At 57.4% G+C, this 12,595-nt stretch carries 12 protein-coding genes and 1 pseudogene; 9 read left to right on the forward strand and 4 right to left on the reverse strand.

Annotated features, from left to right (window positions below):
• Positions 1-128 precede the first annotated feature (128 nt).
• The 9 genes and pseudogenes from ACUTQ5_RS06050 to ACUTQ5_RS06090 all read left to right on the forward strand — a co-directional run.
• Positions 129-1,680, forward strand: a pseudogene (locus ACUTQ5_RS06050) (methyl-accepting chemotaxis protein); the annotation flags it as partial.
• A gap of 218 nt (positions 1,681-1,898) precedes the next feature.
• Complete coding sequence (locus ACUTQ5_RS06055; RefSeq protein WP_445650498.1) at positions 1,899-3,515, forward strand: methyl-accepting chemotaxis protein; 1,617 nt, start codon at positions 1,899-1,901, stop codon at positions 3,513-3,515.
• A 37-nt stretch (positions 3,516-3,552) separates the two neighbouring features.
• The gene (cheR, locus tag ACUTQ5_RS06060) at positions 3,553-4,425 is read left to right on the forward strand and encodes a protein-glutamate O-methyltransferase CheR (protein ID WP_445650499.1); all 873 of its coding nucleotides are present in this window, start codon (positions 3,553-3,555) and stop codon (positions 4,423-4,425) included.
• Complete coding sequence (locus ACUTQ5_RS06065; protein ID WP_445650500.1) at positions 4,425-5,474, forward strand: protein-glutamate methylesterase/protein-glutamine glutaminase; 1,050 nt, start codon at positions 4,425-4,427, stop codon at positions 5,472-5,474. The genes cheR and ACUTQ5_RS06065 overlap by 1 nt, the downstream gene beginning before the upstream one ends.
• Before the next feature lie 85 nt (positions 5,475-5,559).
• Positions 5,560-5,949 (forward strand): chemotaxis response regulator CheY, encoded by a 390-nt coding sequence (gene cheY, locus ACUTQ5_RS06070; protein WP_012145701.1) that lies wholly within the window; start codon positions 5,560-5,562, stop codon positions 5,947-5,949.
• An 11-nt stretch (positions 5,950-5,960) separates the two neighbouring features.
• A complete protein-coding gene (gene cheZ, locus ACUTQ5_RS06075; protein ID WP_445650501.1) occupies positions 5,961-6,605 on the forward strand; it encodes a protein phosphatase CheZ in 645 nt (214 codons plus the stop codon).
• A 176-nt stretch (positions 6,606-6,781) separates the two neighbouring features.
• Positions 6,782-7,933 (forward strand): flagellar biosynthesis protein FlhB, encoded by a 1,152-nt coding sequence (gene flhB / locus ACUTQ5_RS06080; RefSeq protein WP_445650502.1) that lies wholly within the window; start codon positions 6,782-6,784, stop codon positions 7,931-7,933.
• Positions 7,926-10,004: a flagellar biosynthesis protein FlhA gene (flhA, locus tag ACUTQ5_RS06085; protein ID WP_445650503.1), complete on the forward strand. Its 2,079-nt coding sequence runs from the start codon at positions 7,926-7,928 to the stop codon at positions 10,002-10,004. The genes flhB and flhA overlap by 8 nt, the downstream gene beginning before the upstream one ends.
• Positions 10,004-10,408 (forward strand): flagellar protein FlhE, encoded by a 405-nt coding sequence (locus tag ACUTQ5_RS06090; RefSeq protein WP_445650504.1) that lies wholly within the window; start codon positions 10,004-10,006, stop codon positions 10,406-10,408. Before flhA ends, ACUTQ5_RS06090 begins: the two co-directional genes overlap by 1 nt.
• A gap of 4 nt (positions 10,409-10,412) precedes the next feature.
• Here the strand turns inward: ACUTQ5_RS06090 and ACUTQ5_RS06095 are convergent, their stop codons facing one another.
• From ACUTQ5_RS06095 to flgA, 4 genes are all read right to left on the reverse strand, one after another.
• Entirely contained in the window at positions 10,413-10,715 is a 303-nt protein-coding gene (locus tag ACUTQ5_RS06095) for a helix-turn-helix domain-containing protein (RefSeq protein WP_445650505.1), read from the reverse strand.
• 196 nt (positions 10,716-10,911) lie between these two features.
• On the reverse strand, positions 10,912-11,346 hold the full coding sequence (locus tag ACUTQ5_RS06100; protein WP_445650506.1) for a flagella synthesis protein FlgN: 435 nt from the start codon (positions 11,344-11,346) through the stop codon (positions 10,912-10,914).
• Positions 11,347-11,392: 46 nt separating this feature from the next.
• Positions 11,393-11,719, reverse strand: coding sequence for a flagellar biosynthesis anti-sigma factor FlgM (flgM, locus tag ACUTQ5_RS06105; RefSeq protein WP_445650507.1), 327 nt, complete (start codon positions 11,717-11,719; stop codon positions 11,393-11,395).
• Between the two features lie 130 nt (positions 11,720-11,849).
• Entirely contained in the window at positions 11,850-12,503 is a 654-nt protein-coding gene (gene flgA, locus ACUTQ5_RS06110; protein WP_445650508.1) for a flagellar basal body P-ring formation chaperone FlgA, read from the reverse strand.
• Positions 12,504-12,595: the final 92 nt, after the last annotated feature.

A 12,595-nucleotide genomic window follows, 5' to 3' on the forward strand; every position in this document is an offset into this window, starting at 1 on the left:
CATGCTGCGCCCTGAAACCTACATAAAAATAGTTACCTCCCCACATAAAGTTCTTCCCCACCGCGCCGATAACTCTGTCAATCAACGTAATCAGGGCCTGTCCGCGCGGGCGTCTATCAAGGGAAAAAATGTTTAATCGTATGAAGGTGGTCACCAGCCTGTTACTGGTGCTGGTGTTATTTGGCGCCTTGCAGCTGGTTTCAGGCGGGCTCTTCTTTTCCTCACTGAAGAATGACAAAGAAAACGTCACCGTATTGCAGAGCATTCGTCAGCAACAGTCCGAGCTGAACGAAAGCTGGGTCAACCTGCTGCAGGCGCGCAACACGCTGAACCGTGCCGGTATCCGCCACATGATGGATAGCAATAATATTGGCAGCGGCGCCAGCGTTACTGAACTGTTGGCTGGGGCCAAGAACAACCTGCTGGTGGCGGAACAACATTATGCCGCTTATGACAAAATCCCTCTAAATCCTCGCCAGGACGCGCAGTCTGCCGAAAAACTCAAACAGCAATACGGTATTTTGCACGGCGCGTTGTCCGAGTTGGTTCAACTGCTGGGCGAAGGAAAGATCAACGCCTTCTTTGACCAGCCGACGCAAAGCTATCAGAACGCGTTCGAAGACATCTACACCACCTACCTGGCGCAAAACGACAAGCTTTACCAAAGCGCGGTGGAAGACAGCAACAACTCGTTCAGCTTCGCAATCTGGACGCTGGCGGTGGTGCTGTTGGTGGTGCTGGCGGTGATTGTATTGGTGTGGAGTGGCATTCACCACATTCTGGTACGTCCGCTGAACCGCATGATTGAACACATCAAAATGATTGCCGCCGGCGATTTGACTCAGTCGATCGCCGTGACCAGCCGCAATGAAATGGGCGTACTGGCCGCCAGCCTCAAGCATATGCAAAACGAACTGATCGACACCGTTAGCGGCGTGCGTCAGGGGGCCGACGCTATTTATAGCGGTGCATCTGAAATTGCCGCCGGCAACAACGATCTCTCTTCACGTACCGAACAGCAGGCCGCCTCACTGGAGGAAACCGCTGCCAGCATGGAGCAACTGACCGCCACGGTGAAACAGAACGCCGAAAATGCCCGTCAGGCCAGCCAACTGGCGTTGAGCGCCTCCGAAACCGCACAAAAAGGCGGCAAGGTGGTGGCCAATGTGGTGCAAACCATGCATGACATCGCCGGCAGTTCGCAGAAAATTGCCGACATTACCGGCGTGATCGACGGTATTGCCTTCCAGACCAACATCCTGGCATTGAACGCGGCGGTAGAAGCGGCACGCGCCGGTGAACAGGGGCGTGGTTTTGCGGTGGTCGCTGGCGAAGTGCGCAATCTGGCACAGCGTAGTGCCCAGGCGGCGAAGGAAATCAAAGGATTGATCGAAGATTCCGTCAATCGCGTCGATATGGGCTCGGTACTGGTAGAAAGTGCCGGTGAAACCATGGGCGATATCGTCAATGCCGTCACCCGCGTTACCGACATCATGGGTGAGATCGCCTCGGCGTCCGACGAACAAAGCCGTGGTATCGATCAGGTCGGCCAGGCGGTGGCGGAAATGGACCGCGTCACCCAGCAGAACGCCTCGTTGGTGGAAGAGTCCGCCTCTGCGGCCGCCGCGCTGGAAGAGCAGGCCAGCATGCTGACCCAGTCGGTGGCGGTGTTCCGCTTAAAAGCGGCAGGCCAGGACGAATTCAAAATGTCCGCCAGCAGCAAGGCAACAGTCACTCCGGAACTCAATCATAAAAAAATTAACGCCAGCGATCCGCAGGATAACTGGGAAACGTTCTAACCGGTATTGGGCCTCCTTGCTGTTCGGGAGGAGGCCGAATCCCCGTCTGCTTTGCCAGAAATCTGAGCTGGCCACCGGCCGGCTGCAAGGAGGTTCACAGTGTTTAACCGAATCCGCGTCTCTACCAGTCTGTTTCTGTTGTTGATGACTTTTTGTGTTATGCAGTTGGCCACCAGCGGCTTGTCGTACACCGCTTTTCGTTCCGATAACCACAACCTGAATCTGATCACCCTCGGCAGCCAGCAGCGCGATGCCCTCAGCCTGAGCTGGGTATCGCTGTTACAGGCTCGCAATACGCTCAACCGCGCCGGAACCCGTGCGGCGCTCAAGCTGCCGCAGGATCAAGTCAATGCGCTGATGGGCAACGCGCGTAGTTCGCTGCAAAAAGCCGATCTCTATTTCAACCAGTTCCTGGCGATACCGCGTAACAGCGAACAGGAACAACAGCTGACGGTAACCACCAAGGCCAGCTATGACCGGCTGCGCAACACCTTGCGTGAGCTGATTGGCTTCCTGGAGAACGATAACCTGCAGGCGTTTATGGACCAGCCGACGCAGAAAACCCAGGACCAGTTTGAAGCCGATTTTGTCCAGTACCTGCAACTGGTGAGCGCCAATGTCAGCGAAGCCAATGCGGCGAATCAGCGCTCCTTTACCCTGTCCGGCTGGCTGGTGGCCGGTACGGTACTGATGCTGATTGTGGTCACCGGTAGCGTCTTGTGGTGGTTGCGTAACATGTTGGTAAGACCGCTGGATATCATGCGCAGTCATTTTGACCGCATTGCCGCCGGCGATCTGGCGACGCCGATCCAGGTGTACGGCCGTAACGAAATCGGCCAATTGTTCGCCAGTCTGCAGCGCATGCAGCAGTCGCTGATCGGCACCGTGGGTGCGGTGCGCGACGGGGCGGAGTCGATCCTGATCGGCCTGCAGGACATTTCCGAGGGCAATAACGATCTCTCTTCCCGTACCGAGCAACAGGCCGCCTCGCTGGAGGAAACCGCTGCCAGCATGGAGCAACTGACTGCCACGGTGAAACAGAACGCCGATAACGCACGCCAGGCTTCACAACTAGCGCGTGATGCTTCCACCACGGCGGCCAAAGGCGGCGAGCTGGCGGGCGACGTGGTCACTACCATGCATGACATCGCCAACAGTTCGCAGAAGATTGGCGCCATTACCAGCGTGATCGACGGCATTGCTTTCCAGACCAATATTCTGGCGCTGAATGCAGCGGTAGAAGCGGCGCGCGCCGGTGAGCAGGGCAGAGGTTTTGCGGTGGTGGCCGGTGAAGTACGCAACCTGGCACAGCGCAGCGCACAGGCGGCGAAAGAAATCAAAGGGCTGATCGACGAATCGGTCAGCCGTGTCAAGCAAGGGTCGGTGCTGGTGGAAAACTCCGGTGCCACCATGCAGGACATCGTGCGTTCGGTCACCCGGGTTAACGACATTATGGGGGAGATCGCCTCGGCCTCTGATGAGCAGAGCCGCGGTATTGAACAGGTGACGCAGGCGGTAACCCAGATGGATCAGGTCACACAACAAAACGCCGCATTGGTGGAGGAAGCGGCCTCGGCGGCCGTCGCGCTGGAGGAACAGGCAATTACCCTGGCCGACGCGGTAGCGGTATTCCGCCTCGTGGACGATAACTTCACCGCCCCGGCCAACGCTCAAAACGCACTTTCACCCGTGGAAAAGGAAGCCCCAGATTGTTAAACCGTATAAGCAGCCCGTTTTTTTTGAGTGAGATGGTATGAAGCCGGCACTCTCAGCCCCTAACCGGGACCCAGCGACCTTATTGACGCAGATGGCACAGCGCCTGCCGTTGCTGGATGTACATTTCCGCCGTATCAGCCAGCTTATTTACCAGCGCGCCGGTATCGTGCTGGCAGAGCACAAACGCGAGATGGTTTACAACCGTTTGGTACGACGTCTGCGACTGTTGGGCCTGAACGATTTTGGCGACTATCTGGCGCTATTGGAAAGCGATCCGAACAGCGCTGAATGGCAGGCGTTTATCAATGCGCTGACCACCAACCTGACGGCTTTTTTCCGCGAAGCGCATCACTTCCCGATCCTGGCGGAGCATGCGCGATCGCGGCCTAACGGTTATTGCGTGTGGAGCACTGCGGCATCGACCGGTGAAGAACCTTACTCGATCGCCATCACGCTCAGTGAAGTGCTGGGGCAACGTGCCACTGGTTGCCAGGTATGGGCCAGCGACATCGATACCCAGGTCCTGGAAAAGGCCGAAGCGGGGGTTTATCGCCAGGAAGACTTGCGTACCCTGACGCCGACACAGATGCAGCGTTATTTCCTACGCGGCACCGGGCCGCATCAGGGGTTGGTTCGGGTGCGACCGGAACTGGCGGGGCGGGTGAATTTTCAGTCGCTCAATCTATTGGCACCCGAATGGGCACTGCCGGGGCAATTTGACGCCATTTTCTGCCGCAACGTGATGATCTATTTCGACAAGGCGACACAGGAGCGCATTCTGCGTCGCTTCGTGCCCTTGCTTAAACCTGGGGGGCTGATGTTTGCCGGCCACTCAGAGAACTTCAGCCAGATCAGCCGGGATTTCTACTTGCGTGGGCAGACCGTGTATGGCCTGACCAAGGAGAAGTAATGAATAAAATCAGAGTATTGTGCGTGGACGACTCGGCCCTGATGCGGCAGTTGATGACCGAGATTGTCAACAGTCACCCCGATATGGAAATGGTGGCGAGCGCGCCGGATCCGCTGGTCGCACGCGATCTGATCAAAAAATTTAACCCCCAGGTGCTGACGCTGGACGTCGAAATGCCGCGCATGGATGGCCTCGACTTCCTTGAGAAACTGATGCGTCTGCGGCCGATGCCGGTGGTGATGGTGTCATCACTGACGGGCAAGGGGTCAGAAATTACGCTGCGTGCGCTGGAGCTGGGTGCGGTGGATTTCGTAACCAAACCGCAGTTGGGTATTCGTGAGGGCATGCTGGCTTACAGCGAACTGATTGCCGAGAAAATCCGTACGGCGGCCAAGGCGCGGCTACCGCAGCGTTCCACTAGCCCAGCCCCGGCGATCCTCAGTCATACACCGCTGTTGAGCAGTGAAAAGCTGATCGCCATCGGCGCTTCTACCGGCGGTACCGAAGCGATCCGCCAGGTATTGCAGCCGCTACCGGCGACCAGCCCTGCGTTATTGATCACCCAGCATATGCCGCCGGGCTTTACCCGTTCGTTTGCCGAACGACTGAACAAGCTGTGCCTGATCACGGTGAAAGAGGCCGAAGACGGCGAGCGGGTGCTGCCGGGCCATGCCTATATCGCACCGGGCGATCGCCATCTGGAATTGTCACGCAGCGGGGCGAATTACCAGGTGAAACTGCACGATGGCCCGCCGGTCAACCGTCACCGGCCTTCGGTGGACGTGCTGTTCCGCTCGGTCGCGCAGTACGCCGGACGCAATGCCGTGGGCGTGATCCTGACCGGCATGGGCAATGACGGCGCAATGGGCATGCTGGAAATGCATCGCGCCGGTGCTTATACCTTGGCGCAGAACGAAGCCAGTTGCGTGGTATTCGGTATGCCGCGCGAGGCGATTGCTACCGGTGGCGTCAACGAAGTGGTGGAGTTGGATCGCATGAGCCAACGCATGCTGGCGCAAATTGCCGGTGGTCAGGCATTACGTATTTGATTTAATGCCCTTTTTTACAGGGCTATCGCTAATGGCTGCCGTGAGGTGGCCGTTGTTTTGAATAATTTAAAGGTTGGGAATAAAAATGGCAGACAAGAGCCTCAAGTTTCTGGTGGTCGATGACTTTTCCACTATGCGTCGCATCGTCAGAAACTTGCTGAAAGAGTTGGGATTCAACAACGTTGAAGAGGCCGAGGACGGCGCGGACGCACTGAACAAACTTCGTGCCGGTGATTTCGACTTTGTGGTCTCCGACTGGAACATGCCGAACATGGACGGCCTGGAGCTGTTGCAAACCATTCGTGCCGACGGTGCGTTGGCGAGCATGCCGGTATTGATGGTCACGGCGGAAGCCAAAAAAGAAAACATTATCGCGGCGGCGCAGGCCGGTGCCAGCGGTTACGTGGTGAAACCTTTTACGGCGGCAACGCTGGAAGAAAAACTCAACAAGATCTTTGAAAAACTGGGCATGTAAGGAGAGAGGCGATGAGAGACATTCCAATGCCTGCCAGCGATGCGGCAACCGCGGGAGAAATTATCTCCCGCATTGGCCAACTGACGCGCATGTTGCGCGACAGCATGCGCGAACTGGGGCTTGATCAGGCGATCGCCCAGGCGGCAGAGGCAATCCCGGATGCACGCGATCGTTTGGATTACGTGGTCACCATGACGGCGCAGGCAGCGGAACGGGCGTTGAACTGTGTGGAAGCCGCGCAGCCGCGTCAGGCGTCGCTGGAATCAGAGGCCAAGGCGTTAAAAGGCCGCTGGGACGACTGGTTCGCCGATCCGATCGAACTGGACGATGCGCGCGAACTGGTCACCGACACCCGTCAATATCTGGAGCAGGTGCCGGAGCATACGGCATTCACCAATGCCCAGTTGCTGGAAATCATGATGGCGCAGGACTTCCAGGATCTGACCGGTCAGGTGATCAAACGCATGATGGACGTGGTGCAGGAGATTGAAAAGCAGTTGCTGATGGTGCTGATGGAAAATATTCCTGAACAGCCAGCGAAAGAGAAAAAGCCGAACGACAGCCTGCTCAATGGTCCGCAGCTCGACCAGAACGGTGCCGGTGTGATCGCCGACCAGGCGCAGGTGGACGACCTGCTCGACAGCCTCGGTTTCTGATGTTCTCTGGGGCGCGGCTTTGCTGCGTCCCAGGTATCAGAAAGGGTCTTAACGTTTCACCATTCACTCATCCAGCAAATAACCCGCCTTTTTCCCCGCTGTTCCATCAATGACATCCGTGATTTTTTGGCATGCTGGCGGCAATTTTATTCTCTCCCGGCACAGGAAGCGCATCCGTGGCTGAAGACAGCGATCTGGAAAAGAGCGAGGCCCCCACACCCCACCGGGTGGAAAAGGCGCGCGAAGATGGCCAGATCCCGCGTTCGCGCGAGTTGACGTCGGTGTTGATGTTGGTGACGGGCTTATCGATCATCTGGGTAGCTGGCGGCAATATGTCGCAACAGTTGGCGATGATGCTGACGCAGGGCCTGAATTTCGATCACAGCATGGTCAGCAATGATAAACAGATGCTGCGCCAGCTGGGGATGCTGTTACGCCAGGCGGTATGGGCGCTGTTGCCGGTGATGGCGGGGCTGACGCTGGTGGCCATCACCGCGCCGATGCTGCTCGGTGGCCTGCTGCTCAGCGGCAAATCGCTCAAGTTCGATTTAAAGCGTATGAATCCGCTGTCCGGTCTGAAACGGATCTTTTCCAGCCAGGTACTGGCGGAACTGCTTAAAGGCATCCTGAAGGCGACGCTGGTGGGCTGGGTCACCGGTTTATATCTGTGGCACAACTGGGCGGCGATGCTGCATCTGGTGACGCAACAGCCGCTCGACGCGCTTGCGAATGCGCTGCAGATGATCATCTTTTGCGGTTTGCTGGTGGTGTTGGCGCTAACGCCGATGGTGGCGTTTGACGTGTTTTATCAGCTGTGGAGCCACTTCAAAAAGCTGAAGATGACCAAACAGGACATCCGCGACGAGTTCAAGGACCAGGAAGGCGATCCGCACGTTAAAGGGCGTATTCGCCAACAGCAGCGTGCCATAGCCCGGCGGCGCATGATGGCCGACGTGCCGAAGGCCGATGTTATCGTCACCAACCCAACCCATTACGCCGTCGCACTGCAGTACAACGACAAAAAAATGAGCGCGCCGAAAGTGCTGGCCAAGGGGGCCGGTGAAATTGCGCTGCGAATCCGCGAACTGGGTATGGAACACCGCATCCCGATGTTGGAGGCGCCACCGCTGGCGCGTGCGCTGTATCGACACAGCGAGATTGGACAACATATTCCCGCCACCCTGTATGCCGCCGTGGCCGAAGTTCTGGCCTGGGTTTACCAGCTAAGACGCTGGCGGCGCGAAGGGGGGCTGATCCCGAAAAAACCTGAACGTTTACCGGTGCCGGAAGCACTGGATTTTGCTGGAGAAAGTGACACTAATGGCTAATTTGGCCGCCTTGCTTCGTTTGCCGGGCAGTTTTAAAGATACGCAGTGGCAGGTATTGGCCGGCCCGATACTGATTCTGATGATCCTGTCGATGATGGTACTGCCGTTACCGGCATTTATCCTCGATCTGTTGTTCACCTTCAATATTGCCTTGTCGATCATGGTGCTGCTGGTCGCGATGTTTACCCAGCGTACGCTGGAATTTGCCGCATTCCCCACCATCTTGCTGTTCTCGACCTTACTGCGCCTGTCGCTCAACGTAGCCTCGACGCGCATCATCCTGATGGAAGGGCATACCGGTTCCGCCGCGGCCGGGCGTGTGGTGGAAGCCTTCGGCCATTTCCTGGTGGGCGGGAACTTCGCCATCGGTATTGTGGTGTTTATCATTCTGGTGCTGATCAACTTTATGGTGATCACCAAGGGTGCCGGACGTATCGCCGAAGTAGGTGCGCGTTTTGTGCTGGACGGCATGCCGGGCAAGCAGATGGCGATAGATGCCGATCTCAACGCCGGCTTGATCGGTGAAGAAGAAGCGAAAAAACGCCGTTCTGAAGTCACGCAGGAGGCCGACTTCTACGGCTCGATGGACGGTGCCAGTAAGTTCGTTCGTGGCGACGCGGTCGCCGGCCTGATGATCATGATACTAAACGTGGTCGGTGGTCTGCTGGTCGGGGTGATCCAACACGGGATGGAAATGAGCGCGGCGGCGGAAACCTATACCTTGCTGACTATCGGTGACGGTTTGGTGGCGCAGATCCCGGCATTGGTTATTTCGACCGCGGCCGGCGTTATCGTGACCCGCGTGGCAACCGATCAGGACGTTGGCGAACAAATGGTCGGCCAACTGTTCAATAATCCGCGCGTCATGTTGCTCAGTGCTGCAGTACTCGGCCTGCTTGGCATGGTGCCAGGGATGCCGAACCTGGTCTTCCTGCTGTTCACCGCCGCTTTGTTGGGATTGGCCTGGTGGCTGCGTGGGCGCGATCAGCAAGCCCCCAAAGAGCAGGAAACGCCGATAGCCCAGGACAACCCGCAGGCCGTTGAAGCCAGTTGGTCCGACGTACAGTTGGAAGATCCGCTGGGGATGGAAGTCGGTTACCGATTGATCCCGATGGTGGATTTCCAGCAGAACGGCGAACTGCTCGGCCGCATCCGGGGGATCCGTAAAAAGTTCGCGCAGGAGATGGGTTACCTGCCGCCGGTGGTACACATTCGCGACAACCTGGAATTACCGCCTGCCAGTTACCGTATCCTGATGAAAGGGGTAGAGATCGGCAGCGGCGAAGCGCAGCCTGGACGTTGGCTGGCAATTAACCCCGGCAACGCGGTAGGTGAATTGGCGGGGGATAAAACCACCGACCCGGCATTTGGGCTGGAAGCGGTATGGATCGACAGCGCGCTGCGTGAGCAGGCGCAAATCCAGGGCTTTACCGTGGTAGAAGCCAGTACCGTGGTAGCAACCCACCTGAATCATCTGATTGGTCAATTCGCCAGCGAGCTGTTTGGTCGACAGGAAACGCAGCAGCTGTTGGATCGCGTAGCGCAGGATATGCCGAAACTGATCGAAGATTTCGTGCCGGGCGTGGTGACGCTGACCACACTGCACAAGGTGCTGCAGAACCTACTGACTGAACGGGTTTCGATCCGCGATATGCGCACCATTATTGAAACTCTGGCGGAGCACGCACCGACGCAAACTGACCCCTATGAACTGACGACTGTGGTGCGGGTCGCGTTGGGACGCGCCATCACCCAGCAGTGGTTCCCAGGCAACGGTGAAATTCAGGTTATTGGGCTGGACACCCAACTTGAGCGTCTGTTATTGCAGGCGTTGCAGGGCGGTGGCGGTCTGGAACCGGGGTTGGCGGACCGTCTTCTGGATCAGGCCAAACAGGCGTTGCAGCGTCAGGAAATGCTCAGTGCGCCGCCGGTGTTGCTGGTGAACCATGCGCTGCGGGCCTTGCTGGCACGCTTCCTGCGCCGTAGCCTGCCGCAACTGGTGGTGCTGTCGAATCTGGAAATCAACGACGACCGCCAAATCCGCATGACCTCGACCATTGGGGCCGCATAATGAAATACAGTATGGCGGTAATCTGCCTGTTGGCTCCGTTGAGCTTGCAGGCGGCGTCTGGTTCCTGGGTAGCCGACAGCGTAGGTGCCACGCTGGAACGGGGCGGAGAGCGGGGAGAATCACCGGGGCTGCGTGCACCCAACGAGTTACCGAATGCCAATGCGCGTATTACCAGCGTCAGTTGGCGTTACCGGTTGCTGGCCGCCGAACCGGCCGGTATGCAGGCGCAGCTTTGTACTTTGACCCGTTGTATTGCGCTGAGCGGTGGCAGCGGCAGCAGCACCGGGTTGCAGGGAGAACCGGCGAACGCCGAGCTGCGTTTTGTCTATTACGTGCAGGCGCGCGGCAGCCTGAACCCGCCGCTGCGGGTGATCAGCAATCAGGTGATTGTCAATTATCAGTAACGGTCTAGGCGAGGATCGCCAGACCGTTGCGGTCGACCAGCGAAAGTAGCTTCATTGCGGCGGAGTTGGGAACGGCTTCGCCACGTTCCCATTTTTGCACCGCCTTTTTACTGACGTTCAGATGCAAGGCAAACACCGGCTGGCTGACGTTTTCACGCTCGCGCAGGGCGCGGATGTCCGCTGGCGTATATTTTTTGACCGGGCGTAAGCACAGCATGTCGAAGGTGCGCATGGTGCCAGCATCGATAAATCCGGCCTGATACAGCTCCTGCACTTCCTGGTGGATTTCAGCAAGGATCTTGCTCATAGGTCAGTCTCCTCAACCTCTTGTACAGGGTGGGAGAACGGGATGGGGGAGGACAGATGGAAATACCAGGTATGTGAAGTGTTACGAAAACAAAATCAGCCGGCAGGATAAAGGGGAAATTGAAGTGCGGGTTGTCTCGCAATGGAGGAGAGGCACCCGGCGAAACAGTGACGTGACCGGGTGAGGTTTTGTTGATCTAAACGCCGATTTTTCGGCCTAGCAGGCTGGCGTTACGCGACTGGCCATCCGGGCCGTACAGCGATTTGTTTTGCTTGCTCAGGATCGCCAGAGCCTGGGCGTTGTGGTCGATCTGCTGATTGAGCAGCAGGCCGTTATGCTGGTTTTTTTCCCGCAGCAATTGGCTGAGCGCCTGCACCCGTTGCCAGGCGTCTGCCAGACGTGGGTGAGCGGAATAGGGGGCCTGTTGCCCCAACGCACTTTCCAACTGTAACCGCTGTTGTTCCAGATAGTTTACCGTAGCCAGCAGTTGGCTCTTGGCGTCGGTAGTACGTTGCAATGCCACGCCCGGCAATTGGCCGGAGCACAGCAAATGATGTTCTTCCGTCAGCACCGTATCCAGCGATTGCAGGGTTTCCAGCAGCTTATCAATCAGTTGCGCCAGATTTTCCATTACGATAAATCACCTTTCAAAGAGTTCCAGATGTTTAACCTGGCGGTCAAACCTTTGGCGAGGGGTTGCCGTTCGACATCCACTGGGCATCGGCTTGCGCATCCTGCAGCAGTGCATCGGCAATTTTACCGACATCCATTTTCAGCTCGCCGTTGCGGATCGCCTGTTTAATGGCGTCCACCCGGTTCATATCAATATCCTGTGTCCCCGGTTGCATCAGGCGCGCTTGCGCGTCGCTCAATTTTACCTGGGTACCGCTGACGGCACTTTCCGTCTGGGCGGCTTTACGTGGCTGAAGTTGATTCTCCGCCGGTGTCTCACGCGGTTGCACCGTGGAAACGGGTTGCAGCCGCTGGGTGCGATCGATACTCATGGTCAATCTCCATCAATGCCGTCACTTGACAGGCAATGGCTGATACTTTTTGTGGCCCTGGTGGCCAGTAAAATACGGCAAACTCGCTTATGTTTTTCTTATCGGCAGGTTTTCAGAAACCTTTACTGTTTTATAAGGTGATGCGAATCGCACCGTCGTCACCGACAATACCGTTAACAATTTGCCCGGAGGCCATGCGCACGCGGACGCTATCTTCTGTGGCGGCGTTGTTCATCGCCTTGCCCGATCCGCTGATGTTAAATCCGTCCCCCTGCGCAGTCACCTGCACTGCCTGACCGGCCTTGACCACCCAGGCGCGGCGCAGCATGGCCAGGGTCAGCGGCTGGCCGGGGCTGATATTGCGCAGGCTGACGGCACCCAGAGCCTTGCCGGCTTCAGACAGCGTACGGGGTGGCAGAGTGTCGAGCCGGCCACTTTTCAATTTGATATCCGCCGTCGTCAGCTTACTGCCGGCATTGATCGAGCGAGCCGACACCAGGTATTTGCCGATCACCTGAACCTGCGTCTGGATGAAACGCCGTTCCTGACCACAGCGCGCCGAAATACTGATGTTGCCCCAACGGCGGGCATTGGAGGCGAGAGACAACTGTGGAAACTCGCACGGTGGCCACAGGGCTGCAGGCGTGCGCACCAGCACTTTAACCTGTACCGGACTGCCGCTGAATTGGCTGGTGACGAAGTTTTCAATCTGCGCCGCCAGATCCTCGGCCCGCGCGTTCAGGCTGCACAGCAGCGCTGCCAACAGCAGCATTTTACCTTTCATCTTCGCTTCCACCACAACCATCAGGATACGCGTAAGTGTACCCGGACTGCGTTCAAGCTAAGCAGATAAATAGCGACGCATTTTGCTCTTAT

Source organism: Serratia sp. NA_112.1 (assembly GCF_052691715.1).

What these genes read in the sequence shown, in the direction of transcription:
- ACUTQ5_RS06090 (WP_445650504.1), top strand. Translation starts at nt 10,004, where the DNA reads ATGAAATACAGTATGGCGGTAATCTGCCTGTTGGCTCCGTTGAGCTTG.
- cheY (WP_012145701.1), top strand. Translation starts at nt 5,560, where the DNA reads ATGGCAGACAAGAGCCTCAAGTTTCTGGTGGTCGATGACTTTTCCACT.
- flgA (WP_445650508.1), bottom strand. Translation starts at nt 12,503, where the DNA reads ATGAAAGGTAAAATGCTGCTGTTGGCAGCGCTGCTGTGCAGCCTGAAC.
- ACUTQ5_RS06065 (WP_445650500.1), top strand. Translation starts at nt 4,425, where the DNA reads ATGAATAAAATCAGAGTATTGTGCGTGGACGACTCGGCCCTGATGCGG.
- ACUTQ5_RS06095 (WP_445650505.1), bottom strand. Translation starts at nt 10,715, where the DNA reads ATGAGCAAGATCCTTGCTGAAATCCACCAGGAAGTGCAGGAGCTGTAT.
- flhA (WP_445650503.1), top strand. Translation starts at nt 7,926, where the DNA reads ATGGCTAATTTGGCCGCCTTGCTTCGTTTGCCGGGCAGTTTTAAAGAT.
- flgM (WP_445650507.1), bottom strand. Translation starts at nt 11,719, where the DNA reads ATGAGTATCGATCGCACCCAGCGGCTGCAACCCGTTTCCACGGTGCAA.
- cheZ (WP_445650501.1), top strand. Translation starts at nt 5,961, where the DNA reads ATGAGAGACATTCCAATGCCTGCCAGCGATGCGGCAACCGCGGGAGAA.
- ACUTQ5_RS06100 (WP_445650506.1), bottom strand. Translation starts at nt 11,346, where the DNA reads ATGGAAAATCTGGCGCAACTGATTGATAAGCTGCTGGAAACCCTGCAA.
- cheR (WP_445650499.1), top strand. Translation starts at nt 3,553, where the DNA reads ATGAAGCCGGCACTCTCAGCCCCTAACCGGGACCCAGCGACCTTATTG.